Raw genomic sequence first — 25,173 nt, forward strand, 5'->3', positions numbered from 1 at the left:
GGTCGCTCAGCAGGTGAGCATGCCGCCGTTGACGTCGAGGCTCGCGCCCGTGATGTACGAGGCGTTGTCGCTGATGAGGAACTCGATCGCGTCCGCGATCTCACTCGGCTGGGCGAAGCGTGCCATCGGAACCTGCCCGATCATCTGCTGCGCCTCGGCCGATGGCACCCCGCCAGTCATCTGCGTCTGTACGAATCCGGGCGCGACGCCGTTGACGCGGATGTGGAAGCTCGAGAGCTCACGCGACAGTGAGGCGGTCACGTTCTGCAGAGCGCCCTTCGAGGCGGCGTATGCGATGGATGACGGAAGGAAGGGGGGGAATGTGTCGCTCGGGAGACCGCCGGTGCCGAGGCGCGACGCGATCGAGAGGATATTGACGATGGATGCCGATCCGTCTGTTGGCATGTGCCGGAAGGCTTCTTGCACTAACAGCAGCGGCGCCTTCACATTGACGGCCATCACGAGATCCCATTCGTCGGGAGAGACGTCGTAGAACGGACGCTTGCGCCCTTCGTCCTTGGGAGAGATTCCGACCCCGTTGACGAGAACGCTCAGCGTCCCGAGTTCGCGGGCGGCTTCGACGGCGGCGCGGTTCGTTTCGGGGCTGGTGAGATCTCCGGTGACCACTCGGTGGCCACCGTTCGGTGTGGGAAGGGATGCTCCGACGGCTTCGGCCGAATCGGCGGAGGCGTCGGCGATGACGACCCGGTAACCGACCGAGGCGAGTCGCTCGGAGACGATGCGGCCAATGCCGCCGCCTCCGCCCGTGACGATCGCGCTGCGCGTGGTGGTGTTCATAAGTGCTCCTAGTACGTGGCCCGGCCACCGGAGGCGTCGAAGACGAAGCCCGTAGTGAACGAGGAATCGGGAGAGGCGATGTAGGCGACAAGGCCGGCGATCTCTTCGGCCGTGCCGAACCTGCCCATCGGAATGAGCGACTTCTGCACCTCGCGACGCTCTGCCGTCATCCCCTGGATAAGGGGGGTGTCGATGGATGCCGGGGCGATGGCGTTGACGGTCACGCCGCTTGCCGCGTACTCGCGGCCGATCGCCTTGACCATGCCGATGACTCCCGCCTTTGATGCGGAGTAGGCGGCCATCTGCGGGTTGCCCTCCTTGCCGGCGATCGAGGCGATGTGGATGATCCGGCCAAAGCCCTGTGGCACGAGGTGCGCAAGTGCGGCCCGCGTGACGGCGAACGCACCGCCGAGGTTCAGTCCGACGATCCGGGAGAAGGTTGCTTGATCGGTCTCGAGGGTGGGGGCGACCGGGCCGAGGATGCCGGCGCAGTTTACGACGATGTCGAGGTGCGCGAGGTGTGCGGATGCTTCGGCGATGGCACGCGCGACGCCTTCGGGGTCAGTGACGTCTATCGAGCTGGTGGTCGCACCGAGGTCAGCGGGCCATTGTGCGGTGGCGAGATCAAGGGCGACGACCTCGATGCCGTCTGCGACGAGTCGGCGCACGATGGCCGCGCCCATTCCGCTCGATGCGCCGACGACGATAGCGCCGCGGTCTGCGTCTGTTCTGATCGGCATTGAATCCTCAAACTTCATCGTTCGTTGGGGTACGGAGTTTTTCCCGGACGTTGCGATGATAGAGGGATATTGCGCGCTAAGCAATGCAAGGTAGTCTGTTTTGCGTGATACGCAAAGATGCTCCGCGAGTTGAGTCCGTCCACCGGGCGCTTGTCCTGCTGAAACTCCTGATCGAAGAAGGAAATCTGGGGGTGACGGAAGCGGCAGCGGCGCTCGATGTCAATGCCTCGACTGCGCAGCGTCTGCTCGCGACGCTCGTGCAGGACGGCTTTGCCGCGCAGGGGCGCGATCGTCGGTACTCGGTCGGGCCTGCTCTGCATAACCCCGGCCTTTCGACACGGATTCCGCAGCTGACCGATCGACTGCGTCCGGCGCTGGAAGGCCTCTTCGAGCGCACGGGGGAGACTGTGCATGTCGCCGCGCTCGTCGGCACGCGCATTCTGCACTTGGATGGTATTGAGGCGCGCACGCACATTCTGCGCTTCGGGCTGCGCGTAGGAGTGTGGCTCCCAGCGCACGTCACGTCCGGTGGAAAGGTTCTGCTGGCGGATCTGACCGACGAAGAGGTCGACGCGCGTTACAAAGTCGCCCTGGCGAGCCCAAGAGCGCAGCACGTCGGTGTCGACCTGGATTCGCTTCGGGAGCAGCTCGATGATGTGCGCCGATCGCGGATCGCATGGAACTTCGAAGAGAGCGAGCCGGGCGTCGCCGCGCTGTCGATCTCGGTCGGGGAATTCGGAGGTCAGCGCGTGGCCTTCAGTATTGCGCTGCCGATCGCCCGCTTCACCCGCGAACTCGGCGAGAGGTGGACGCAGGATCTCATCGAGGTGGCGGACGCCGTCGCCGGGCGGCGTTCCTAAGAAGAATCCGTCACGCGGGCCTGCGCCGGTACTCGCCGGCGGCGACGGCGTCGAGCACAATGTGACGGAACCACTTCTGGGCCGGTGACAGGCTTGCCTCGCGCCGGGTGTACAGCGAGACCGGCGTCGACTGCGCGGGCCACGGAAGATCGGTGATCCGCAGCCCTTGGAACCATCCGCTGAACACCTCGGCGACGTGCCTCGGCAGCAGTACGACGAGGTCGGTGGCCTGCAGCACGGCGGGCACGGTCGCGTACTCCTCGACCGTGAGCGCGACCTGCGACATGAGTGCGTGCTCGGTCAGCACCTGCAGCGGGAACACGTGCCCCCCGCGCGCTGAGACGCGCACGAAATGACGTCCGGCGAACATGTCCGCCCCGGTCAGGGGTAACGGATGTGCGACTGAGGTCAGCGCCACGTATTCGACGGCCCGCACGTGCGTGCGCCACAGCCGCGGACTGCCGATCATCGAAACGGTCATCGCCAGGTCGATCGTGCCGCGGATCAGTCCGTCCTCGACCTGATCAGAATCCAATCGCTGCACCTGCAGGTGCGGACTCGCCGCTTCCCGGGCGAGTGCCGCCATGATTGGCGGCAGGAACGTCTGCTCGCCGATCGAGGTGAGCCCGAGCGCCAGTTCGCCGCTGAAACCGGCAGGCTCGAACGCATCCGGATCGCTGACCGTTTCGTCGATCTGCGCGAGGGCTTCGTGCAGCGGGGCGAACAGTGCAGTGGCTTTCGCCGTCGGCACCATGTCCCGCCCCTCACGGCGGAACAGCTCATCGCCGAACTTCTCGCGCAGGCGCCGCAGGGTGTAGCTGACGGTCGGCTGCGTCACGTGCAGGCGTTCGGCAGCGGCTGTCACGCTGCGCAACTCGTAGAGCACGACGAAGGTGCGCAGCTGGTTGAGATCCGCCATGACCATGTATAGAGCATATCTATAGTTTGGGTGCAAAACATCTATTGGACTGTATGGAAACGGCGACCTAGAGTCGTGAGCAACAGCATCCGAGTGACAGCATCCGAGTGACAAGGACGACACACGTTGATCATTGACATCCACGGCCATTACACGACGGCTCCCGCGCAGGTCGGCGCTTGGCGTGAACAGCAGATCGCCTTCACGAAGGGCGAGGGCGACGCTCCTGACCCCGCCGCGCTCGAGGTCAGCGACGACGACATCCGCGAGAGCATCGAGAAGAATCAGCTCCGCCTGATGAACGAACGCGGCAGCGACCTCACCGTCTTCAGCCCGCGTGCATCGTTCATGGCGCACCACATCGGCGACCGTGAAGTCAGCGCGACCTGGGCACGCATGTGCAACGACCTCGTCGCACGCGTCAGCTCGCTGTTCCCCGACCGGTTCATGATGGGCGCTATGCTCCCGCAGTCCCCGGGCGAGGACCCGAAGACCACCGTCGCGGAGATCACTCGCGCCGTCGAGGAACTCGGGGCTGTCACGGTCAACATCAACCCCGACCCGTCGGCCGGCCGCTGGACGTCCCCGGCGATCACCGACCGGTCCTGGTACCCGATCTACGAGAAGCTCGTCGAGTACGAGCTCCCGGCCATGATCCACGTGAGCTCCACGTGCATGCCGGACGTGATGCACACCACCGGTGACCACTACCTCAACGCCGACACGACGGCCTTCATGCAGCTGATCCGCGGCGGCGACACCCTCTTCAAGGACTTCCCCGACCTGAAGCTCGTCATCCCGCACGGCGGCGGGGCGATCCCTTACCACTGGGGCCGCTTCCGCGGACTCGCGATGGCGCTCGGCAAGCCCGAGCTCGAGGAATACCTGCTCGACAACGTCTACGTCGACACCTGCGTCTATCACCAGCCCGGTATCGACCTGCTGACCGACGTCATCCCCACCGACAACATCCTGTTCGCGAGCGAGATGATCGGCGCGGTCCGCGACATTGACCCGCGCACCGGTCACTACTTCGACGACACCAAGAAGTACGTCGACGCCACCGCGAACCTCACCGACGCCCAGCGGGCCCAGGTCTTCGAGGGCAACGCCCGCCGCGTCTACCCGCGCCTTGACCGCGCCCTGACCGCTCGCGGTCTCTGAGAACGAGAGAAGAAAATGCGACTGAATAACCTCGGCATCGTCCACACGAACATCCAGCGCCCCGACCCCGATGACGTCGCGCGCCTGTCGAAGTTCGGCGTTGCGACCATCCACGAGGCGATGGGCCGCGTCGGCCTCATGCGCCCCTACATTCGTCCCGTCTACAAGGGTGCGGCGATGTGCGGTCCCGCCGTCACCGTTCTGCTGCAGCCCGGCGACAACTGGATGTTCCATGTCGCTGCCGAGCAGGTGCAGGAGGGCGACGTGATCGTCGCCGGCTGCACCACCGAGAGCGAAGACGGATTCTTCGGAGACCTGCTCGCCACCTCCCTCACCGCTCGTGGCTGCAAGGGCCTCGTAATCGACGGCGGCGTTCGCGATGTCGAGGACCTCGAGAAGATGGGCTTCCCGGTCTTCTCCCGCGCGATCAACTCCAAGGGCACGGTCAAGGCCACGCTCGGTTCCGTCAACGTGCCGGTCGTCGCAGCCAACGCCCTGGTCAACCCGGGAGACGTGATCGTCGCCGATGTCGACGGCGTCGTCGTGGTTCCGCGCGAGCTCGCAGGTTTGGTGGCGGATGCCAGCCAGAAGCGCGAAGACAACGAAGAGGAAAAGCGCCAGAAGTTCCGCGACGGTGTCCTCGGACTCGACCTGTACGGCATGCGCGAGCCGCTCGCCAAAGCCGGCCTGGAATATGTGGAGGACTGAGCATGGCTCACGGTGACACGACGGGTGACTTCACGAAGTCAGAAGGCTGGCTGGACTGGTACGACGGTCCCACGAAGCCGACGTTCACCCTGCCCGCAGGAGCCGTCGACGCGCACTGCCATGTCTTCGGCCCTGGCGCGGAATTCCCCTACGCCCCCGAGCGCAAGTACACCCCGTGCGATGCTTCGGCTGAGCAGCTGTTCGCACTGCGCGACCACCTCGGTTTCGACCGCAACGTCATAGTGCAGGCCACCTGCCACGGCGCAGACAACTCCGCACTCGTCGACGCGCTGAACCGCAGCGAGGGCCGTGCCCGTGGCGTCGCCACTGTCCGCCGCGACGTGACCGACGAGCAGCTCGCCGAGTTGCATCAGGCGGGCGTTCGCGGTGTGCGCTTCAACTTCGTCAAGCGTCTCGTCGACCGGGTCCCCACCGACTCGCTTGACGACATCGTTCAGAAGATCACGCCTCTCGGATGGCATGTGGTCATCTACTTCGAGGCAGAGGATCTTCCCGAGCTCTACGACTTCTTCTCCAGCATCCCGACGCCCGTCGTCGTCGACCACATGGGCAGGCCCGACGTCACGAAGGACGTCGACGGCGAAGAATTCGGACTGTTCTTGCGCTTCATGCGGGAGAACGACAACGTGTGGACCAAGGTGTCGTGCCCGGAGCGGCTGAGCGTCGCCGGTCCCCGCGCCCTTAATGGTGAGCAGCAGGCGTACAGTGACGTCGTGCCGTTCGCCCGTCGCGTGGTTGAGGAGTTCCCCGACCGCGTGCTGTGGGGCACCGATTGGCCCCACCCCAACCTGAAAGACCACATGCCTGACGACGGGCTGCTGGTCGATTACATCCCCCAGATCGCGACGACGCCCGAGCTGCAGAAGAAGCTGCTCGTGGACAATCCGCGCCGCCTCTATTGGCAAGAAGGAGAATGACCATGGCACTCGACAAGCCGTACAAGGACATTCCTGGCACCACGATTTATGATGCCGACCAGGCCCGCAAGGGCTACCACCTCAACCAGTTCTCGATGTCGCTGATGAAGCCCGAGAACCGTGCGCGCTTCCTCGCCGACCAGGAGGCCTACCTCGACGAGTGGCCGCTGAACCCGGTGCAGCGTCAGGCCGTGCTCGACATGGATATGAACACCATGATCGCTGAGGGCGGGAACATCTACTTCCTCAGCAAGATCGGCGCCACCCACGGGTTGAGCTTCCAGCAGATGGCCGGCTCCATGACCGGCATGAGCGAGGCCGCGTACCGCGACATGATGGTCGGCGGTGGGCGGCGCCCCGAGGGCAACCGTCTGAAGGATCTGGACGGCTGGACGCCTCCTGCGCCCGGCGAGAAGGCCGAGACCTTCCGCCCGAATGCGCCAGCGAAGTACACCTCCGCGTTATTCACCTCGCACGTGCCGGCTATCGGTGCCGCGATGGACCTCGGCAAGACCGAAGAGCCGTACTGGAAGAAGGTTTTCGACGGCTACCAGTGGACGCGCTCGTGGGTGAAGGACGAGAAGCCCGACGTCGTCATCCTGGTTTACAACGACCACGCCACCGCCTTCGACGCGTCGATCATTCCGACCTTCGTGCTCGGTACGGGCGCCGAGTATCCGGTTGCTGATGAGGGCTACGGCCCGCGTCCGGTTCCGGACGTCAAGGGTTACCCGGAGCTTGCTGCGCACATCGCCCAGTCGGTCATCCAGGATGACTTCGACCTCACCCTCGTCAACGAGATGGTCGTCGATCACGGCCTGACCGTTCCGCTGTCGCTCGTGTTCGGTGAGCTCAGCCCCGAGGAGCAGTGGCCCGTGCGGGTCATCCCGCTGGCGGTGAACGTCGTGCAGTACCCGGTGCCGTCCGGACGTCGTTGCTACGAGCTGGGCAAGGCACTGCGCCGAGCGCTGGACAAATGGGACGGCGAAGAGCTCAACGTGCAGATCTGGGGCACCGGCGGCATGAGCCACCAGCTGCAGGGCCCGCGCGCCGGCCTCATCAATGAGGAGTGGGACAACGCGTTCCTGGACCACCTCATCGAGGACCCGCTGGGGCTGACCGAATGGCAGCACATGGAGTACGTTGACGAGGCGGGCTCTGAGGGCATCGAACTCGTGGACTGGCTCATCGCCCGCGGTGCGATGGATGACCAGTTCGGTGGGGATGCTCCTGAGCTGAATCACCGGTTCTACCATGTGCCCGCGTCGAATACGGCGGTCGGACACCTGGTGCTAACCAACCCGTCCGCCCAGAAGGAGTAATGCATGACTGACAAGATTCGCGTTGCCGTCGTCGGCGCTAACGGGGCCTTCGGCATGAAGCATCTCGACGGCCTGAAGAATATCGAGGACGCCGAGGTGACTGTCGTCAGCGCCACCTCGCAGGAGAAGGCGGATGCCGTCGCCGCGCAGTACGGCGTCGCGAACGCCGTCGTCGGTCTCGAGGCCGTTCTCGAGCGCGACGACGTGGATGCTGTCATCCTCGCGACACCGACCGGGATGCACGCGGAGCAGACGCAGGCCGCGCTCGCCGCGGGTAAGCACGTGCAGGTCGAGATTCCGCTGGCCGATTCGTTGGCGGATGCCGAGGCTACTCTCGCTGCGGCCGAAGCGGCAGAAGCATCCGAGCTGGTCGCGATGGTCGGCCACACGCGCCGCTTCAACCCCTCGCATCAGCTCGTGCACAACCGGATCGACGCAGGTGAATTCGCCGTGCAGCAGATGGACGTGCAGACGTACTTCTTCCGCCGCACCAACACGAACGCCAAGGGCGAGGCGCGGTCGTGGACCGACCACCTGCTGTGGCATCACGCAGCGCACACGGTCGACCTGTTCGCGTACCAGGCGGGCAAGATCGTCGAGGCTCACGCTGTCCAGGGGCCGATTCACCCGGACCTCGGTATCGCCATGGACATGGGAATTCTGCTCAAGAGCGAGACCGGGGCGATCTGCACGCTGTCGCTGTCGTTCAACAACGATGGACCTTTCGGCACGTTCTTCCGCTATATCGGCGACACCGACACCTACATCGCCCGCTACGACGACCTCTTCAACGGCAAGGAAGAACAGATCGACGTGTCGAACGTCGCCGTCAGCATGAACGGCATTGAGCTGCAGGATCGCGAATTCATCTCGGCGATCCGTGAGGGACGTGAGCCCAACTCCTCGCTTCGTCAGGTCATCGACTGCTACCGGGTGCTCGGCCAGCTGGAGAAGCAGCTCGCGTGACTGTGCTTGAGGGTGGCGCGCGGGCGCTTCCGCGGATGGGGCTGGGCTGCATGAACCTGAGTCACGCGTATGGCGTGCCCCCATCCGAGGAAGAGGGGCTCGCGCTGCTGCGTGCTGCTCTCGATGACGGCGTGACGCACCTTGACACGGCCACGCTCTACGGCGCCGGTCGTAACGAGGAGCTCGTCGGTCGCGCTCTGCGTGGGCGCCGCCACGAGGTCGTGCTGGCCAGCAAGGGCGGCATGGCGATGGTGGATGGCGTCAAGGTCATCGATGGGCGGCCTTCGACCTTGGGTGCGCAGGTGGATGCTTCGCTCTCACGCTTGGGCGTGGACCACATCGACCTGTACTACCTGCACCGGTGGGACAAGACCGTACCGATCGGCGAGAGCGTCGGCGCCCTTTCCTCTCTCGTGGATGCCGGAAAGATCGGCGCGATCGGGCTTTCGGAGGTGTCTGTTGAGCGGCTGCGCGAAGCGCAGGCGGTCGCTCCCATCGCCGCCGTGCAGAACGAGTACTCGCTGTGGAGTCGGAACCCGGAACTCGGGATGCTCTCCGCGACGCATGATGCCGGGATCGCGCTGGTCGCGTTCTCCCCGGTCGCACGCGGGTTCCTCAGTGATTCGGTTGCTGATCCAGGTGAGTTGGCGGAGAAGGACATCCGTCGGGCGATGCCGCGGTTTTCTTCGGGCAACTGGCCCGCGAACGAAGCGCTGCTGCCCAGATGGCGTGCGCTCGCCGCAGAGGCTGCGTGCACGCCCGCGCAGCTTGCGCTCGCCTGGTTGCTGTCGCGGGGAGAGCATGTCGTGCCGATTCCGGGCACCACGAGCGTCGACCACATGCGCGAGGACTTCGCTGCCCTGTCGCTTTCGGTGGATGCCGCGCTGCTGGCGCGCGCCGGTGAGCTGATCTCCACTTCCACCGTTTCGGGTCCGCGCTATGCGCCCGGTCCGGCCGCCGAGGTGGATGCGGAAACTTTCGAGGACGCATCGTGAAGGCGATTTCCTCGATGGCGACCCGGCGGGTGTTGGCGGATCTGACAGCCGTCACAGCTGCGACCGGGCTCGCCCGTGTCGACATCGAGTCGGTCGGGGGAGTGGATGCTGCGGACCGTGTGGCGGCGGGCGAGGCCTTCGACCTCGTCTTCCTCGCGCAACCGGCGCTGTCTCGTCTGGCCGACGAAGGGCACGTGGATGCCGCCACCGTGGTGCCGCTTGTGCTCTCTCAGGTGGCGGTGGCCGTTCCTGCGGTGGGCGCGGGGCCCGCGGGGCTACCGGCGGGGGCGGCATTCGACTCTGCCGAGGGTGTGCGCGAGGCGCTGCGCGGCGCGAACCGCATCGGCTATTCGACGGGCCCCAGCGGCGCAGCGCTCGTGTCGATGATCGAGGAGTGGGGGCTTTCTTCGGAACTGGAGGGGCGTCTCGTGCAGGCGCGTCCGGGGATTCCTGTGGCCACTGCGCTGGCTGCGGGCGAGGCCGATCTCGGGTTCCAGCAGCTCAGTGAGCTCGTCGGACAGCGCGGCATCCGCATCCTCGGCGTCATGCCCTCCGATTGTGCAATCGACACCGTCTTCGCGGGTGCGGTGGCAACGGCATCCGTCGACCAGGAGCGCGCCGGTCGGGTGCTGAAATTCTTCGCGTCGCCGGCGGCTGCGCCGATCAAGGTGCAGAACGCGTTCGGGGTGCCGGGGCGCTGACGTCGCCCTCCCGTTCGGCCGGCACGCGTGTCGGTCGGCGCCCCTGTTTGCCCGGCACACGGTGGCGCGGCCCAGAGCCTCGCGCGTACACTTCCACTCACCGGAAGCGGTTCGTCACGAGGAGGTGGCCGATGGCTGGACGTACATCCGAGCCAGGGCAGAGCGTCGCAGGGCGAGTGCTCACGATTCTGGCGCTCTTCGAGAGGTCGCTCTCACCGCGAAGCCTGACCGAGATCAGCACCGAGACCGGACTGCCGTTGAGCACGACCCACCGCCTGGTCGCTGAACTGGAAGCTTGGGGCGCGCTGCAGCGGGACGACAACGGCCGCTACCAGATCGGGCTGCGGCTGTGGGAACTCGGCCAGCACGCGGGACGTCAGGTGCGCGAGATCGCCCGCCCGCTGCTGCAGGACCTCTTCACCCTCACTCAGGAGACGGTGCACATCGCAGTCAGGGAGAATGCCGAGGCGCTGTACATCGACCGTGTATACGGCACTAGGCGTGTACCGCAGGCTTCGCGCGTCGGTGGCCGACTGCCGTTGCATGCCACCGCAGTCGGCAAAGTGCTGCTCGCATTCGAGGAGCCATGGGTGCGCGAGGCGATTATCACGCAACCGCTCGAAAGACGCACAGCGCTGACGCACGTCGACCCGGATGCGCTGCGCGCTGAGCTCGCAACCGTGCGGTCGCAGAGCTTCGCCACGACCGTCGACGAAACCAGGCTCGGGGCAACATCGATCGCCGTACCGGTGTTCCAGCTGGGGGTGGTCGGCGCTGCCCTGGGGTTGGTCACCACGACAGATGCCGCGTCATCGATTGAGCGTCATCTTCCGGCGATGAGGGGGATCGCGCGACGCCTCGAAGCGAGTGTTGGCGGCTTCCCGTTGCAGACACTTCAACAAGCCGCTTCCACTGGGCGGAAGTCGACCACCCGGAAGCCTGATCCGAAGCGTTAGATGAACAGTAGTTCCGGCGGCCCACCTTTACTTCACGGAAGGTCGTCGGAATCCCAATGCATCAGGTGCTGACACGAAGGAGTCGTCATGGCGCTCTCGCCAACCGAAGCCCGAGCCGCAGCTGCAGCCGGCTGCCCCATTGATCACAGTGCAGCCGCTCAGGCTGAGGCCGCCCACGATCGTCACGGCTATGAGCCGTTCGATATGAAGAACCCGTTCCCGTCCTACGCCGAACTGCGTCGCAACGAGCCAGTCATGTACGACGAGCGCATCGACTGCTGGGTCGTCACCCGCTACGCCGATGTGAAGTCGACGTTCGAGAACTGGGAGACGTTCTCCAGTGAGAACGCGCAGGCACCGGTCCGTGAGCGCGGCCCGCAGGCCACGCAGATCATGAAGGACGGCGGCTTCACCGCCTACTCCGGACTCTCCGCTCGCATGCCTCCCGAGCACACCCGCATTCGAGCCATCGCACAGCGGGCGTTCACCCCACGCCGTTTCAAGGCACTCGAGCCCACGATCCGCGAGAACACCCGTGCCGCGCTCCAGGAGATGCTCGCGAACCCCGACCGCACCGGCGATTTCTTCGCCCAGGTCGCCTATGACATCCCCACGATCACGATTCTCACGCTGCTCGGCGTCGACCCTTCGCTCGTTCCCACCTACAAGCGCTGGTCGGATTCCCGGGCCGCGATGACCTGGGGAAACCTCGACGACGAGGATCAGATCCCGCACGCGCACAACCTCGTCGAGTACTGGCAAGAGTGCATTGCGCTAGTGACGGCCGCACACGCAGATGGCGGCGACAGTCTGATCGCCGACCTCGTCACGGCGCAGGACGGTGGAGCGGAGATCACCGATCACGAGATCGCCTCACTCTGCTACAGCCTGCTGTTCGCAGGGCACGAGACCACCACGACCCTGATCGCGAACTGCATTCGCGTGCTGCTGTCGCATCGCGATCAGTGGGAGCACCTCGTCGACGACCCCAGCCGCATCCCCAGTGCGGTCGACGAGGTGCTCCGCTTTAGTGGCTCGATTGTCGCCTGGCGCCGCCGTGCGCTGGCCGACACCGAGATCGGCGGCGTGGCGATCCCGAAGGGCGCGAACGTCCTGCTGGTCATGGGCTCCGCCAACCGCGACGCCGAGGTCTTTGAAAACCCCGACGCTTTCGACATTGACCGCAGCGACGCCCGCAACCACCTGTCCTTCGGCTTCGGCATCCACTACTGCCTCGGCAACATGCTCGCCAAACTCCAAGCGAAGATCGCCCTGGAGGAGACCATCGCCGCGGTCCCTGGCCTGCAACTGGCCGAGGATGCCGACATCGACTTCCGTGAGAACCTCTCGTTCCGCGTGCCGCTCTCCGTACCTGTCACCTGGGAGGCTTGACATGAACGACTACCTCTTCATCCGCTTCTTTGACGAGGCAGGTGCGACGACAATCGAAAATCTCGGTGGCAAGTGTGCATCGCTGGTGAATCTCACATCGGCGGGGATGCCGGTTCCTCCCGGCTTCGCCGTGACCACTGCTGCATATACGTCCTTCGTGGAACTCACCGGCCTCGCCGATGAGATCGATCATCTGCTCGAGGGCCTCAACGCCGACGACGTGTCCGAGGTCGACGCCGTGTCGGAGAAGATTCGCGCCGAATTCTCCACCCGTGAGATTCCGGATGCTATCGTCACCGAGTTCGATCGCGCCTACGCCGCACTGCAGCAACGCTTCAGTGAAGAGCAGCCAGTGGCGGTGCGCTCGTCGGCGACGGCTGAAGACCTGCCGGATGCGAGTTTCGCCGGACAGCAGGACACCTACCTGTGGCTACGCGGTCGGGATGCTGTCGCTGAGCATGTGCGCCAGTGCTGGGCCTCGCTCTACACCTCGCGTGCCATCGTCTACCGTCTGCGCAATGAGATCCCGGACGAGGGCCTATCTATGGCGGTCGCGGTGCAGAAGATGGTCGACGCGAAAGCGGCCGGAGTCGCCATGACCATCGACCCCTCCAACGGTGACCGCTCCACCATCGTCATCGATGCGGCCTGGGGCCTGGGCGAATCCGTGGTCTCCGGCACTGTCACTCCCGACAATCTGCACATCGACAAGGTCCTCCTGACGATCTCCGAGGAGCAGATCGGCGAGAAGCACATGGAGATGGTTCCGGATGCTGCATCCCGCGGCGTCGTCGAGCGCGAGGTGGAGGCAGAGCGCCGCAGCATCCGCTGTCTCACTGACGAAGAGGTCACCGCTGTTGCGGCGATCGCGAAGCGCGCGGAGAAGCACTTTGGCTCACCCCAAGACATCGAGTGGGCGATCGATCGCACACTGCCCGCCGGTGAGAACCTGCTGCTGCTGCAGTCCCGCCCCGAAACGGTGTGGTCGACGAAACAGCCAGATCGCGCGCCGACGAGTTCCGGTTTCGGAATCGCCAGTATCACCCAGTCTTTGATGACCCAGATCGGCCGCTGAGCCGCTTACCCGAAGTTTCCGAAGATCCCGCAGTCCCCGAAAGGACGCAGTCATGTCAGAGTCGACCGCTGTAGACACCACCACCACCGCACGCAACTCCTTCCCCAGCCCCTATGAGCAGGAGCCGCCTGCCGGCGCCGAGGGGTGGAAGGACCTCTACGCCTATAACCTCGTATTCCAAGACAACCTCCGCGAAGTGGAGGAGAACAAGTTCTGGTTCTGTGACAGCCAGCACTGGCCCACGGTGACCAAGCCCTTCGAGACGATCGGCTTCGAATTCGCCGTCGGCTGCCTCGGCCAGTACAACGCTCGTCAGCTACTCATTCCCACCGCGAACGGCATCGAATATCGCATCCACAACGGCTACGTCTTTATGTCGCCGGTTGCGGTTGATCCGCAGCACATCGAGGCGCGGGTTCCGGAATTCATGAAGCGTGCCGGGCACTATTTCGAGAATTGGGACAGCCTGCTCGAAAACTGGCACAAGAAGCTCCGTTCTACGATCGATGAAATCGAAGCACTCGACTTCACCGGACTGCCGGATGTCATCCCGATCGAGGACGTGCTGGCAGGCAAGGGTACGAGCCCCGCCACGGAGTTCCTGGAGAACTACGACCGCCTCATTTCCTTGGCCTACCGTGCCTGGCAGTACCACTTCGAGTTCCTGAACCTCGGCTACGTCGCCTACCTCGACCTGTTCATGTTCTGCAAGGAGCTGTTCCCGCGGATCCCCGACCTCGCCATCGCGACGATGGTGCAGGGCGTCGACATGGAGCTGTTCCGCCCGGACGACGAGCTGAAGAAGCTCGCCAAGATCGCCGTGCGTGACGGATTGAGCGATCTCTTCTCGGATGCCCCGGATGCCGAGGCGACACTGGCGGCGGTCGCCGCACATGCTTCCGGTTCAGCGTGGATGCAGGCGTGGAATGACGCACAGGACCCATGGTTCAACTTCACAACAGGCAACGGCTTCTACGCACACGACCAGTACTGGCGTGATGTGCCGGCGATCCCACTGGCGTTCATCAAGGGCTATATTGATCGACTGCAGGCCGGTGCGGACATCGACCGAAACGTGGATGCGCTCGTCGCAGAGCGCGACCGCATCACTGACGAGTACGCCGAGATGCTCTCGGGTGATCAGCTGGCGGCTTTCCAGGGCAAGCTGGGCCTGGCTCGGGTGGTTTATCCCTACGTCGAGAACCACAACTTCTACATCGAGCACTGGACCATGGGCGTCTTCTGGCGAAAGGCCCGCCAGCTCTCGAACGTGCTGCATGAGGCGGGTTTCTGGGCCGAGGCGAACGACATGTTCTACCTGCGCCGCGACGAGGTGCGCGAGGTGCTGTTTGACTATGTGAACGGGTGGATGGTCGGCGCTCCCGCGATCGGCCCCTCACGCTGGCCCGCAGAGATCGAGCGTCGCCGCGGCATCGTGGACGCACTCTCGACCGCACGACCGCAGCCTGCCCTGAACACGCCGCCGGCGGTCATCACCGAACCTTTCACTCTCATGCTCTGGGGAATCACCGATGACCAGATCCAGAACTGGCTGGGCAAGAGTGACGTCCCCGAGGGAACGCTGAAGGGCATGGCAGCCTCTCCCGGCATCGCCGAGGGCCCCGCGCGCGTCATCGGCTCCGCGGATCAACTCTCCGAGGTGCAGGACGGCGAGATCCTCGTTGCTCCCGTAACCGCTCCCAGCTGGGGGCCGATCTTTGGCAAGATCCGCGCCACCGTAACCGACATCGGCGGCATGATGAGTCACGCTGCGATCGTCTGCCGTGAGTACGGGATGCCCGCAGTCACCGGCACCGGTACCGCATCCGTGAAGATCAAGACCGGCCAGCGGCTGCGTGTGGACGGAAGCTCCGGCACCGTCACGCTGCTGGATGACTGAACGGCCCAGGAGCTGACATGACCGGTACATCGAATGCCCGCACCGTCGTCGTCACCGGCGCCGGTGGAGGCCTCGGAGCTCAGTTCGCTCGAGCCTTCGCCGAGTCAGGCGATCGAGTGATCCTCGCCGACATTGACGCGGATGCGGCCGCCAGAACCGCTACTGAGATTTCGCGCACAGCCGCCGTTCCTGCCGTCGCGGTGCACGTGGATGTCACCGACCGTGCGTCGACGGATGCCCTAGCCGCCGCGGCGATAGCCGTTGGGGGATCCGTCGACGTACTTATCAACAACGCAGCCATCTACGGGACGGTCACGCGCTCGCCGTTCGAGGACATCGACGAGGGCGAGTGGGATCGGGTGATGGCGGTGAATCTCAAAGGTCCGTGGCAGGTGGCCAGGGCCCTGTCGCCGCACCTCGTCAATGGCGGCCGGGTGATCAACATCTCATCGGCCACCGTCTTCAGTGGATCCGCGCAGTGGGCACACTACGTCGCATCCAAGGCCGGTGTTATCGGCCTCACCCGCGTGCTCGCCAAAGAGCTCGGCGTGCGTGACATCACCGTCAATACCGTCGCGCCCGGGTTCACTCTCACCGAGGCCAGCAACGCGCTGATCGAGAACGCCGCCGAGTACGGTGTCGACCGCGGGGCGATCCGCAGGCCGATCTCGCCCGAGGACATCGTCGGGACCGTGATGTACCTCGCTTCACCCGCCGGCGCATTCGTCACCGGGCAGACCATCGTCGTCGACGGTGGACGCCAGTTCATCTGAGCACCGATATCTGATCGAAGGAGACCAATCATGAGCACCGTCATCTACACCGCCGACAATGGCATCGTCACAGCGATTGACGGCCGCCCAGGGGATTCGATCATGGAAACCGCGGTCCGTAACGGCGTGCCGGGCATCGTCGGGGAATGCGGGGGGAGTCTCTCCTGCGCCACCTGTCATGTCTTCGTGGCCGCGGATACTCGCGATCTTGTCGGAGCACCGGGCGACCTCGAGGACGAGATGCTCGACGGCACCGCCGTCGATCGCCGAGAAGAGTCTCGTCTGTCCTGCCAGATCAAGCTGCAGGACGGCTGCGAATACCACGTCACCACACCGAGCGACCAGATCTGATTCGGAGCACACCATGAACGCGACACTCATCGTCGGGGCCTGTCAGGCCGGCGTGCAGATCGCATCGGTCATGCGCGACCGCGGCGACACCTCCCCGATCATCCTCGTTGGTGAAGAGGCACACCGTCCCTACCAGCGCCCGCCTCTGTCGAAGGGGTGGATCAAAGGCGAGCTGCAGCCAGACGACGTGATCCTGCGCACCCGGGAATGGTTCGCCGAGCGCGATATCGAACTCGTGACCGGCGACCGGGTCGTCACGGTGCACCGCACCGCCGACGGTACGGGCACCGCGGTGACCGAAGGTGGTCGCCGCATCGCCTTCGATCGCCTGGCGCTCACGACCGGAGCATCCGCTCGTCGTCTGCCCCTAGAAGGCACTGATTATCACGGCGTGCACTACCTGCGCGATGCGGATCATGCGATCAGCCTGCAGCCCGCGCTCGCCGACGCGTCGGCAAAGAATGTCGTCGTGATCGGTGGCGGCTTCATCGGCCTGGAGACTGCGGCTGTCGCCCGAGGGCTCGGCAAGAGCGTCACGGTGCTCGAAGCCGCACCTCGCCTCGTCGGACGCGTCGTCGCGGAGGAGACTAGCGCCTTCTATCTAGGCGCGCATCGGCGCCGCGGAGTGCAGGTCGTCCTGGACGCGCGCATCTCGCGCATCATCGGCGGAGATGCCCGCGTGGCCGGTGCCCAGGGATCCGTAACCGGAGTCGAGTTAGAGGACGGCACCGTCATCCCCGCCGACCTCGTTCTGATTGGCGTCGGCGTGATCCCGCGCACGGAGCTTGCCGAGCAACTGGGCCTGGACGTTGAGGGTGGCATCGTCGTGGATGCGGCGGCCAGGGCATCCGATGGTCTGACGGTTTCGGCAGGCGACTGCACCATGATGCCCAATCCCTACCCGCTCGGTATGGGCGGCAGCATCCGGCTGGAGAGCGTCAATAACGCGCTTGAGCAGGCAAAGATCGCGGCCGCTTCCCTTCTCGGTGAACCTGCGGAGTACCGCTCGGTGCCGTGGTTCTGGTCGGATCAGGGCGATCTGAAACTGCAGATCGCGGGCCTGTCGACCGGCTATGAGAGCGTCGTCGTGCGCGGCGATCCCGATACCGAGAAGTTCGCGGTGCTGTACTACCGCGAAGGGCGATTGATCGCCGCCGACGTCGTGAACCACCCGGCGGAGTTCCTGGCGATCAAGTCGGCCCTCATCAAGGGCGGGACGATCTCACCCGCCGCCGCGGCCGACGTCAGCACATCCCTGAAATCCGCCATCGTCCTGCCTGACGCAGTGAACGCCTGAAATCGGAGTCATCATGACCCTTCCCGATACTGTCCCCGTAGACATCAGCCCTATCGCCGCCGCGGCTGCGAACGACGACCTCGACCCGCTGTGGCGCGCCATTGTTGCTGAGTCGCGCTCGCGGCAGAACGACATCCATCTGCCCATCTCATTCGCTTTCGCCGAGCGCTTGTGCGCATCGCACCCCGAGGCAGACGCCCTGGTCGTCAGAGTCGCCATTGTGCTGCATGACACGGGTTGGTCGCGCGTTGACCAGGACCGCATCATCTCCGAGGGATTCTCCGGTGACTGGCGTCGGGCGGATGTTCGATACGAACATGAGCGGCACGGCTGCGACATCGCCCGCGAGGTGCTGCCGCCGCTGGGGTACGACGAGGCCTTTATCGAACGCGTGACTGCGATCATCGATGGTCACGACACCCGCCAGGTGTCGCACTCGATCGAGGACAGTCTCGTGCGCGACGCCGATCGACTCTGGCGGTTCACGCCCACCGGAATCGCGCTCGCTTCGTCGTGGTTTGGCATCACGCCCGCCGCGTACTGTGCACGACTGCGCGTAGAGATCGTGCCTGAGCTACTCACCGACGCCGCAGCGCGCATGGCCGAGGCCGAGCTCGGCCGCGCCGAAGTGCTTCTGAAGATCGAGCAATTGTCATGACGATGCTCGATGACGATTTCGTGGTGGCGATGCGTCATCGGCACCACGAAGCTGCCGCCGGATTGCCCTACACCCACGTCTCTGGACACCGCATCGGCGGAGCCGAGACGAACGGGTCCGGCGGTGGCGTCTCCCCGGTTGTGGACCCAGCCACGGGGGAGCGTTGGGGGTCTGTTCCGGATGCTGATGCGTCCGACATAGACGCGGCAGTTGCCGCAGCTCGCGCTGCCTATCCCCAGTGGGCGGCGCGGGCTCCCTCCGATCGTGCCGAGCTGTTGCGCCGCATGGCGGATGCGATCGAGAACAGGGCCGATGTGCTCAGCCTCACCAACACTCTGGAAAACGGATCACCGGTGGCCGAGACTGCCGGTGCCGCGGCAAATGCGGCATCCATCTTGCGAGTGTTCGCAAGCCTGGCCGGGCAACTCGAAGCGGGCGACGTGCGCGCCTTTCCGGATCGACGCAACGAGACCGTCGTCGCGCAGGACCCCATCGGCGTGTGTGCGCTCATCGCGCCCTGGAACTTTCCGATCAACCTCGTCGTGATCAAGCTCGCCCCTGCGCTCGTTGCCGGATGCACTGTCGTGATCAAACCCGCGGGGCCCACTCCGCTGTCCATACGGTTCCTCCTCGACGCCGCCGAAGAGGCCGGGATTCCGGCGGGGGTCATCAACCTCGTGACCGGTGACGGTGCGACGGGCGAGCTGCTCGTGCGCCATCCGGGCATCGACAAAGTGGCTTTCACGGGGTCGACCCCGGTCGGGCGTCGCATCGCTGCTGCGTGCGGCGAGCTGCTGCGTCCGGTGACCCTCGAACTCGGCGGTAAGTCGACGGCGATCGTGCTGCCGGATGCTGATTTGGATGCCATGTCGGCGGTGCTTCTGCGCAGCAGCATGCGCAATACCGGCCAGACCTGCTACATATCGACCCGCCTGGTCACCACTCCCGATCGGTATGACGAACTGGTCGACATGGTCACCGCGACGGTTGCGGCAGCGCCCGTCGGAGACCCGCTGGATCCTGCGACCGTGTTCGGCCCGGTCGCCACGTTCGCGCAGCGTGATCGGGTGCTCGGGTATATCCGCGCGGGTGTGGCAGAGGGCGCCAGGGCGACGGTCGGCGGAGACGTGCCCGAACCGCTGCGGGGTGGCGCGTTCGTCGCCCCGACCGTGTTCGCCGACGTCACGCCCGACATGACCATCGCCCGCGAGGAGATCTTCGGACCCGTCATCACGCTGCTCCGCGCGCCGTCGGTGGACGCGGCGGTCGAGATCGCCAACAACACGTCGTTCGGCCTCGGTGGGATCGTCTTCGGCGGAGATGAGGATGCCGCGTTCCGTGTGGCGCGACGCATGGACACGGGCTCCGTCGGCGTGAACATGTTCGCCTCGAACCACTACGCGCCCTTCGGCGGGCGACATGATTCCGGGCTCGGGGTCGAGTACGGGCTGGAGGGGCTCAAGGCGTATCTCACGCCGCAGTCTGTGCATCGACGCGTGCGCTGACTGTAGGCGCCGCTGCGTCGGGCTTCGTCGTCCGGTACACCTGTCGGTCGGAATCTACGGATGCATGTCCAGAACGGGCGGATGCCCCGGCATCCGTGGATCTCGACCGACATCCGTACCCGGAGACGGCGGACTACTGGTCGATGACACTACAAGGGCGTAGGCTCGTATCGCCAGGCGAACTCACGTTCGCACAGCGAACGCCATGGGAGAGTGCAGTGACCACTTACATCTACGACGCCGTGCGCACACCGTTCGGGCGTGCGGGCGGTGCGCTCGCTAGCATCCGTCCCGATGATCTGGCCGCCATTGTCATGCGGGCAAGCGCCGAGCGCACGGGACTTGACCCAGCACGCATCGACGACGTTATCTTCGGCGACGCGAACCAGGCCGGTGAGGACAACCGCAACGTCGCGCGCATAGGCGCGCTGCTGGCGGGCTTTCCGACTTCGGTGACCGGGGCGACGGTGAATCGGCTGTGCGCATCGAGCGTGGAAGCGGTGATCCAGGGGGCGCGGGCGATCGAATCCGGGGATGCCGAGATCATTCTCGCCGGCGGCGTCGAGTCGATGAGTCGGGCGCCGTACGTCGTGGAGAAGTCAGCGAAGCCGTACCCGGCGACCGGCAACCAGATGATGTGGAACACCGCGATCGGGTGGCGGATGACGAACAAGGCCCTTCCGACGCCCTGGACGATCTCCAACGGCGAAGCAGCGGAGAAGGCTGCGCGGGTGGCCGGCATCACTCGTGAGGAGCAGGATGCTTTCGCCGTCCGCTCGCACGAACTCGCCGCCCAGGCGTGGGCGGACGGTATCTATGGCGGTGAGATCGTGCAGGTTCCCGGTGCGGAGCTGGTGCGTGACGAGGGCATCCGCGACGGCTCGACGGTGGAAAAGCTCGCGGGGCTGCGACCGCTGTTCGCCGAGGATGGCACCGTGACCGCGGGCAACTCCTCGTCGATCAACGATGGGGCATCCGCCGTGCTGCTGGGCGCGGAGGGCGCTTTGCCGGACGAACCGCTCGCGCGCATCACCGGCCGCGCCGCGCACGGTGTCGATCCCGATGACTTTCCGATCGCGCCGATCGAAGCAGCGAACAAGGCGCTCGCCCGAGCAGGCCGCACCTGGGCGGACGTCGATTTCGTCGAGCTCAACGAAGCCTTCGCATCGCAGTCGCTCGCGTGCCTGCGCGGTTGGCCGGAGCTGGAGCCCGAGAAGCTGAATATTCACGGCGGGGCGCTGGCCATCGGGCATCCGCTCGGCGCATCCGGCGGCCGCATCATCGGCCACGCCGCCCATGAACTGCGCCGCCGCGGTCGTGGTGTCGCGGTTGTCGCGATCTGCATCGGTGTCGGGCAGGGCCTCGCCGTGGTCCTCGAACGGTAGGGCGGTTTTAGAGTGCTCCGGTGTGCTGCGGGATGCGATGACGGCACCGTGTTGGGCGGAGTTCGCACGGTTGGGCGGAGGTTCGATCCGCATTCCTCCGCCCCACGCTGCGTTCTCCGCCCCACACCGCGGCCTGATGCGGCCCGATGCGGCCCGATCAGTGCCCGTGTGCGTGAACGATAGGGTTTCGATGTGACTGAATCGGATGCCGCGCCCAGTGCAGATTTCGTGCAGTCGCTGGCTCGGGGGCTCGCTGTCATCCGCGCCTTCGATGGGGAACCGGCCGAGCTGTCGCTCGCCGAGGTCGCCCGTCGCGCAGACATTCCTCGGGCCGCGGCCCGCCGGTTCCTGCGCACTCTCGAGCAGCTCGGCTATGCGATCGCGACGTCGGATGCCCGATTCCGGCTGACCCCACGGGTGCTCGAGCTCGGCTACGGGTATCTCTCATCGCTGTCGCTGCCCGAGATCGTGCAGCCGCATCTGGATGCGCTCTCGCACCGAATCGGCGAGTCGGTCTCGGTGTCGGTACTCGACGGCGCAGACATCGTTTACGTTGCACGCGCGGCTGCACGGCGCATCATGAGTGTTCGCATCACCGTCGGCACCCGTTTCCCGGCGTTCGTGACGAGCATGGGGCGCGTGCTGATCGCGGGGGAAGCATCCGACAGGGCCGCTGAACTGCTGGCATCCGCGCCTCTCCTCTCCTACACCCCGATGACCACCGTGGACCCCGCTGCGATCCACCAGATTCTCGACGTCGTGTGCGATCAGGGCTGGGCGATGGTCGACGGCGAGCTCGAAGAAGGATTGCGTTCGATCGCCGTTCCGCTGCGCGGGCGCGACGGTGCAGTCGTCGCCGCACTGAACGTCTCGACAAGCACGGCCCGGGGATCGGCGGATCAGGTGCGGGCGGAGATGCTTCCGCCGTTGCTCGAGACTGCGGCCCGCATCGAAGGCGAATTGGGTGCAACCAACCGTTGAATGCAAAAGTAGGGGTATGAGCGAGAGAATTCGGATCGGTATCGCCGGCTACGGCAACCTGGGGCGCGGAGTGGAGGCCGCGATCGGCAAGAACCCGGACATGACGCTGGTGGGTGTCTTCACTCGTCGCGACCCGGCGCAGCTTACGCCGCTGAACCCCTCGACAGATGTCTTCAGCATGGATGATCTGTCCGCGAAGCGCGACGACATCGACGTGCTCATCCTCTGCGGCGGCTCCAAGGATGACCTGCCGGTTCAGGGACCCGAACTGGCCGCGCACTTCACCACCGTCGACAGTTTCGACACGCATGCGCGCATTCCGGAATACTTCGCGGCGATGGATGCTCCGGCTCAGGCCAGCGGCACGACGGCGTTGATCTCGGTCGGGTGGGATCCCGGACTCTTCTCCATCAATCGGCTCTACGGCGAAGCGCTCATTCCCGAGGGCGACACCTACACGTTCTGGGGTCGTGGACTCAGTCAGGGGCATTCGGATGCCGTTCGACGCGTCGACGGCGTCGCCGCCGGAGTGCAGTACACACTGCCCGCCGAAGCAGCGATCGACGCCGTGCGCAGCGGTACGCGCCCGCAGCTGAGCACGCGTGAGAAGCACACCAGGGAGTGCTTCGTCGTGCTGGAAGAGGGTGCGGATGCAGCATCCGTCGAGCAGGCGATCGTGACGATGCCGCACTACTTCGCCGATTACGACACGACCGTGCACTTCATCTCGGCCGAGGAGCTCGCCCGAGACCACCAGGCGATGCCGCACGGCGGATTCGTGATCCGGAGCGGCAACACCAGCGCTACGGCAGCGCAGGTCATCGAGTACCGCCTCGCTCTCGACAGCAACCCCGAGTTCACCGCCAGTGTTCTCGTGACCTACGCTCGTGCTGCTTTCCGGCTGAACAAGCTCGGCCAGCACGGCGCGGTAACGGTGCTGGATGTTCCGCCCGCGATGCTGTCACCCAAGAGCGGAGCAGAACTGCGCGCCGAGCTGCTCTGACATTTCGGGAGCATCCGAGGGCAGTGCTCCCGCGTTACGCGTGGGGGAACGTAGGATTTGAGCATGCAGCTGAATGAGACGCGCGCCTGGAACCGGTTCTACGCGCCCGGGACGCCCATCGACATCGAGCCGGTCACCGGGTCGCTGAGCGATCTGCTCGGCGATCGCGTCGCCCAGTGGTCAGACCGACCGGCGATCGCGTTCTTCGACCGGACGGTCAGCTACCGCGAACTCGGCGATCGCGTTTCCCGCGTCGCGAACGCGCTGCGCGAGATGGGCGTCACCGCCGGTGACCGCGTTGCGTTGATCATGCCGAATGCTCCTCAGCACGTCATCGCCTTCTACGCGGTGCTGCGCCTGGGCGCTGTCGTCGTCGAACACAATCCGCTGTACACCCGCGATGAGCTCGAGGTGCAGTTCCGCGACCACGGCGCGACCGTCGTCATCACCTGGGACAAGCTTGTGCCCACTCTGCGCGCACTGCCCGCCGAGCTCGGCATCCGTGACATCATCTCCGTCGACGTCACCCGCGCCATGCCGTTCGCGATGCGCCTCGCGCTGAAGCTGCCGATCGCGAAGGCCCGCGAATCGCGCGACAAGCTGACCGCGCCGGCTCCGGGCACCATTCCCTTCGCGAAGCTCGAGAAGAGCGCGCCGCTTTCTGCGTCGCATCCGCGCCCCGCGGCATCCGATCTGGCGTCTCTGCAGTACACCTCCGGCACCACCGGCACGCCCAAGGGGGCGATGATCACGCACGCGAACCTGTGGGCGAATGCCCGCCAGGGGGCAGCGTGGATGCCGGACTTCACGCGCGGCGACGGTCGCATTTACGGCCTGCTGCCGATGTTCCACTCTTTCGGGGTGCTGCTCTCGGTCATCTACTCCGTTGAGACCGGGTCGTGCGCTGTGCTCTTCCCAACGTTCGACCCGGCCCTGGTCGAGAAGGCGGCGAAGAAGTTCCCGCCGACGTTCGTGCCGGCCGTTCCGCCGATGTTCGACCGTCTCGCTCGTGTCGCGAAGGAGGGCAAGCTCGATCTCTCCGGTGTCGTCTACGCGATTTCGGGTGCCATGACGCTGACCCCGGCGATCGTGAAGCGCTGGGAGGACCAGGCCGGCAGCATGCTCAACGAGGGCTACGGGCTCACCGAGACCAGCCCGGTCGCGCTGGCGAACCCGTTCACGGATGCTCGTCGCATCGGCGCCATCGGCATCCCGTTCCCATCCACCGACATCAAGGTCGTCGACCCCGCCGACCCGACCCGCGAGGTCGAACTCGGCGAGGCGGGGGAGCTGCTGATTCATGGTCCGCAGGTCTTCCAGGGTTACTGGAACCGGCCGGAGGAGACGGCGGCCACACTGCTCGAGGGCGGCTGGCTGCGCACCGGTGACCTCGTTGTGCAGGACGACGACGGCTTCGTCACGGTCGTCGACCGCAAGAAAGAACTCATCATCACGGGCGGCTTCAACGTCTCACCCAGCGAGGTCGAGCAGGTGATCGTGACGGTTCCGGGTGTTGCGGCATCCGCTGTCGTGGGAATTCCGCGCGGAAGCGGTGCGGAGATCGTCACCGCCGTCGTCGTGCTGGAAGACGGCGCGACATTCGATGAGGATGCTGCGCGCGAAGCGGCTCGTGAGCGTCTGGCCGAGTACAAGCGCCCGAGCGCCTACGTCGTGTGGGAAGAGCTGCCGACGTCATTGATCGGCAAGGTGCTGCGCCGCAAGGTGCGCGACACGCTCATCGCTGACCGCAAGGCGACGCGCGCCGCGGAGGACTGATTCTTCCTCC

The 25,173-nt window shown here is 65.4% G+C and carries 24 protein-coding genes; 21 read left to right on the forward strand and 3 right to left on the reverse strand.

Features of this window, described 5'->3' with window-relative positions; translation table 11 throughout:
- Positions 1 to 6 precede the first annotated feature (6 nt).
- On the reverse strand, positions 7 to 798 hold the full coding sequence (locus tag ACW5CM_RS01140; RefSeq protein ID WP_439255284.1) for an SDR family NAD(P)-dependent oxidoreductase: 792 nt from the start codon (positions 796 to 798) through the stop codon (positions 7 to 9).
- 8 nt (positions 799 to 806) lie between these two features.
- Positions 807 to 1,538, reverse strand: coding sequence for an SDR family NAD(P)-dependent oxidoreductase (locus ACW5CM_RS01145; protein ID WP_438253825.1), 732 nt, complete (start codon positions 1,536 to 1,538; stop codon positions 807 to 809).
- Positions 1,539 to 1,621: 83 nt separating this feature from the next.
- Here ACW5CM_RS01145 and ACW5CM_RS01150 point away from each other — a divergent pair, with 83 nt between their 5' ends.
- Positions 1,622 to 2,398, forward strand: coding sequence for an IclR family transcriptional regulator (locus ACW5CM_RS01150; RefSeq protein WP_457123870.1), 777 nt, complete (start codon positions 1,622 to 1,624; stop codon positions 2,396 to 2,398).
- 10 nt (positions 2,399 to 2,408) lie between these two features.
- Here the strand turns inward: ACW5CM_RS01150 and ACW5CM_RS01155 are convergent, their stop codons facing one another.
- Positions 2,409 to 3,323 (reverse strand): LysR family transcriptional regulator, encoded by a 915-nt coding sequence (locus tag ACW5CM_RS01155; RefSeq protein ID WP_457123871.1) that lies wholly within the window; start codon positions 3,321 to 3,323, stop codon positions 2,409 to 2,411.
- A gap of 120 nt (positions 3,324 to 3,443) precedes the next feature.
- On the opposite strand from ACW5CM_RS01155, the gene ACW5CM_RS01160 reads away from it, so the two are divergent.
- The 20 genes from ACW5CM_RS01160 to ACW5CM_RS01255 all read left to right on the forward strand — a co-directional run bounded on the left by ACW5CM_RS01160 (position 3,444) and on the right by ACW5CM_RS01255 (position 25,163).
- Positions 3,444 to 4,481, forward strand: a complete 1,038-nt coding sequence (locus ACW5CM_RS01160) for an amidohydrolase family protein (protein ID WP_457123872.1) — start codon at positions 3,444 to 3,446, stop codon at positions 4,479 to 4,481.
- 15 nt (positions 4,482 to 4,496) lie between these two features.
- Positions 4,497 to 5,189, forward strand: coding sequence for a 4-carboxy-4-hydroxy-2-oxoadipate aldolase/oxaloacetate decarboxylase (ligK, locus tag ACW5CM_RS01165; protein ID WP_457123873.1), 693 nt, complete (start codon positions 4,497 to 4,499; stop codon positions 5,187 to 5,189).
- Between the two features lie 2 nt (positions 5,190 to 5,191).
- Complete coding sequence (locus ACW5CM_RS01170; protein WP_457123874.1) at positions 5,192 to 6,127, forward strand: amidohydrolase family protein; 936 nt, start codon at positions 5,192 to 5,194, stop codon at positions 6,125 to 6,127.
- Positions 6,128 to 6,129: 2 nt separating this feature from the next.
- A complete protein-coding gene (locus ACW5CM_RS01175) occupies positions 6,130 to 7,449 on the forward strand; it encodes a protocatechuate 4,5-dioxygenase subunit alpha/beta (protein WP_438253831.1) in 1,320 nt (439 codons plus the stop codon).
- A 3-nt stretch (positions 7,450 to 7,452) separates the two neighbouring features.
- Positions 7,453 to 8,415, forward strand: a complete 963-nt coding sequence (locus ACW5CM_RS01180) for a Gfo/Idh/MocA family oxidoreductase (RefSeq protein WP_457123875.1) — start codon at positions 7,453 to 7,455, stop codon at positions 8,413 to 8,415.
- Positions 8,412 to 9,410, forward strand: coding sequence for an aldo/keto reductase (locus tag ACW5CM_RS01185; RefSeq protein WP_457123876.1), 999 nt, complete (start codon positions 8,412 to 8,414; stop codon positions 9,408 to 9,410). Before ACW5CM_RS01180 ends, ACW5CM_RS01185 begins: the two co-directional genes overlap by 4 nt.
- On the forward strand, positions 9,407 to 10,111 hold the full coding sequence (locus tag ACW5CM_RS01190; protein ID WP_438253834.1) for a substrate-binding domain-containing protein: 705 nt from the start codon (positions 9,407 to 9,409) through the stop codon (positions 10,109 to 10,111). Before ACW5CM_RS01185 ends, ACW5CM_RS01190 begins: the two co-directional genes overlap by 4 nt.
- Positions 10,112 to 10,242: 131 nt before the next feature.
- Positions 10,243 to 11,067: an IclR family transcriptional regulator gene (locus tag ACW5CM_RS01195; RefSeq protein ID WP_438253835.1), complete on the forward strand. Its 825-nt coding sequence runs from the start codon at positions 10,243 to 10,245 to the stop codon at positions 11,065 to 11,067.
- An 87-nt stretch (positions 11,068 to 11,154) separates the two neighbouring features.
- Entirely contained in the window at positions 11,155 to 12,459 is a 1,305-nt protein-coding gene (locus tag ACW5CM_RS01200) for a cytochrome P450 (RefSeq protein WP_439255276.1), read from the forward strand.
- A 1-nt stretch (position 12,460) separates the two neighbouring features.
- Positions 12,461 to 13,534, forward strand: coding sequence for a PEP/pyruvate-binding domain-containing protein (locus ACW5CM_RS01205; protein ID WP_438253837.1), 1,074 nt, complete (start codon positions 12,461 to 12,463; stop codon positions 13,532 to 13,534).
- Positions 13,535 to 13,586: 52 nt separating this feature from the next.
- Positions 13,587 to 15,434 (forward strand): PEP-utilizing enzyme, encoded by a 1,848-nt coding sequence (locus ACW5CM_RS01210; RefSeq protein WP_438253838.1) that lies wholly within the window; start codon positions 13,587 to 13,589, stop codon positions 15,432 to 15,434.
- Positions 15,435 to 15,451: 17 nt separating this feature from the next.
- Positions 15,452 to 16,207 (forward strand): SDR family NAD(P)-dependent oxidoreductase, encoded by a 756-nt coding sequence (locus ACW5CM_RS01215; RefSeq protein WP_457123877.1) that lies wholly within the window; start codon positions 15,452 to 15,454, stop codon positions 16,205 to 16,207.
- 30 nt (positions 16,208 to 16,237) lie between these two features.
- On the forward strand, positions 16,238 to 16,558 hold the full coding sequence (locus ACW5CM_RS01220) for a 2Fe-2S iron-sulfur cluster-binding protein (protein WP_439255273.1): 321 nt from the start codon (positions 16,238 to 16,240) through the stop codon (positions 16,556 to 16,558).
- A 13-nt stretch (positions 16,559 to 16,571) separates the two neighbouring features.
- Positions 16,572 to 17,855: an NAD(P)/FAD-dependent oxidoreductase gene (locus tag ACW5CM_RS01225; protein ID WP_457123878.1), complete on the forward strand. Its 1,284-nt coding sequence runs from the start codon at positions 16,572 to 16,574 to the stop codon at positions 17,853 to 17,855.
- Between the two features lie 13 nt (positions 17,856 to 17,868).
- Entirely contained in the window at positions 17,869 to 18,513 is a 645-nt protein-coding gene (locus ACW5CM_RS01230; RefSeq protein ID WP_457123879.1) for an HD domain-containing protein, read from the forward strand.
- Entirely contained in the window at positions 18,510 to 20,018 is a 1,509-nt protein-coding gene (locus tag ACW5CM_RS01235) for an aldehyde dehydrogenase family protein (protein WP_438253843.1), read from the forward strand. The genes ACW5CM_RS01230 and ACW5CM_RS01235 overlap by 4 nt, the downstream gene beginning before the upstream one ends.
- 218 nt (positions 20,019 to 20,236) lie before the next feature.
- Positions 20,237 to 21,403, forward strand: a complete 1,167-nt coding sequence (locus ACW5CM_RS01240) for a thiolase family protein (protein WP_457123880.1) — start codon at positions 20,237 to 20,239, stop codon at positions 21,401 to 21,403.
- Positions 21,404 to 21,595: 192 nt separating this feature from the next.
- Positions 21,596 to 22,384, forward strand: coding sequence for an IclR family transcriptional regulator domain-containing protein (locus ACW5CM_RS01245; RefSeq protein WP_457123881.1), 789 nt, complete (start codon positions 21,596 to 21,598; stop codon positions 22,382 to 22,384).
- A 16-nt stretch (positions 22,385 to 22,400) separates the two neighbouring features.
- On the forward strand, positions 22,401 to 23,387 hold the full coding sequence (locus ACW5CM_RS01250) for a diaminopimelate dehydrogenase (RefSeq protein WP_457123882.1): 987 nt from the start codon (positions 22,401 to 22,403) through the stop codon (positions 23,385 to 23,387).
- 63 nt (positions 23,388 to 23,450) lie between these two features.
- Positions 23,451 to 25,163 carry a long-chain-fatty-acid--CoA ligase gene (locus ACW5CM_RS01255; protein ID WP_457123883.1) on the forward strand — a complete coding sequence of 571 codons (1,713 nt, stop codon included), beginning with the start codon at positions 23,451 to 23,453 and terminating at the stop codon, positions 25,161 to 25,163.
- Positions 25,164 to 25,173: the final 10 nt, after the last annotated feature.

This window comes from Microbacterium wangyouchuni (assembly GCF_054072595.1).

Coding starts and splice junctions, on each gene's coding strand:
- ACW5CM_RS01140 (WP_439255284.1), bottom strand. CDS start 798: ATGAACACCACCACGCGCAGCGCGATCGTCACGGGCGGAGGCGGCGGC.
- ACW5CM_RS01145 (WP_438253825.1), bottom strand. CDS start 1,538: ATGCCGATCAGAACAGACGCAGACCGCGGCGCTATCGTCGTCGGCGCA.
- ACW5CM_RS01150 (WP_457123870.1), top strand. CDS start 1,622: ATGCAAGGTAGTCTGTTTTGCGTGATACGCAAAGATGCTCCGCGAGTT.
- ACW5CM_RS01155 (WP_457123871.1), bottom strand. CDS start 3,323: ATGGTCATGGCGGATCTCAACCAGCTGCGCACCTTCGTCGTGCTCTAC.
- ligK (WP_457123873.1), top strand. CDS start 4,497: ATGCGACTGAATAACCTCGGCATCGTCCACACGAACATCCAGCGCCCC.
- ACW5CM_RS01170 (WP_457123874.1), top strand. CDS start 5,192: ATGGCTCACGGTGACACGACGGGTGACTTCACGAAGTCAGAAGGCTGG.
- ACW5CM_RS01175 (WP_438253831.1), top strand. CDS start 6,130: ATGGCACTCGACAAGCCGTACAAGGACATTCCTGGCACCACGATTTAT.
- ACW5CM_RS01180 (WP_457123875.1), top strand. CDS start 7,453: ATGACTGACAAGATTCGCGTTGCCGTCGTCGGCGCTAACGGGGCCTTC.
- ACW5CM_RS01195 (WP_438253835.1), top strand. CDS start 10,243: ATGGCTGGACGTACATCCGAGCCAGGGCAGAGCGTCGCAGGGCGAGTG.
- ACW5CM_RS01200 (WP_439255276.1), top strand. CDS start 11,155: ATGGCGCTCTCGCCAACCGAAGCCCGAGCCGCAGCTGCAGCCGGCTGC.
- ACW5CM_RS01205 (WP_438253837.1), top strand. CDS start 12,461: ATGAACGACTACCTCTTCATCCGCTTCTTTGACGAGGCAGGTGCGACG.
- ACW5CM_RS01210 (WP_438253838.1), top strand. CDS start 13,587: ATGTCAGAGTCGACCGCTGTAGACACCACCACCACCGCACGCAACTCC.
- ACW5CM_RS01215 (WP_457123877.1), top strand. CDS start 15,452: ATGACCGGTACATCGAATGCCCGCACCGTCGTCGTCACCGGCGCCGGT.
- ACW5CM_RS01220 (WP_439255273.1), top strand. CDS start 16,238: ATGAGCACCGTCATCTACACCGCCGACAATGGCATCGTCACAGCGATT.
- ACW5CM_RS01225 (WP_457123878.1), top strand. CDS start 16,572: ATGAACGCGACACTCATCGTCGGGGCCTGTCAGGCCGGCGTGCAGATC.
- ACW5CM_RS01230 (WP_457123879.1), top strand. CDS start 17,869: ATGACCCTTCCCGATACTGTCCCCGTAGACATCAGCCCTATCGCCGCC.
- ACW5CM_RS01235 (WP_438253843.1), top strand. CDS start 18,510: ATGACGATGCTCGATGACGATTTCGTGGTGGCGATGCGTCATCGGCAC.
- ACW5CM_RS01250 (WP_457123882.1), top strand. CDS start 22,401: ATGAGCGAGAGAATTCGGATCGGTATCGCCGGCTACGGCAACCTGGGG.
- ACW5CM_RS01255 (WP_457123883.1), top strand. CDS start 23,451: ATGCAGCTGAATGAGACGCGCGCCTGGAACCGGTTCTACGCGCCCGGG.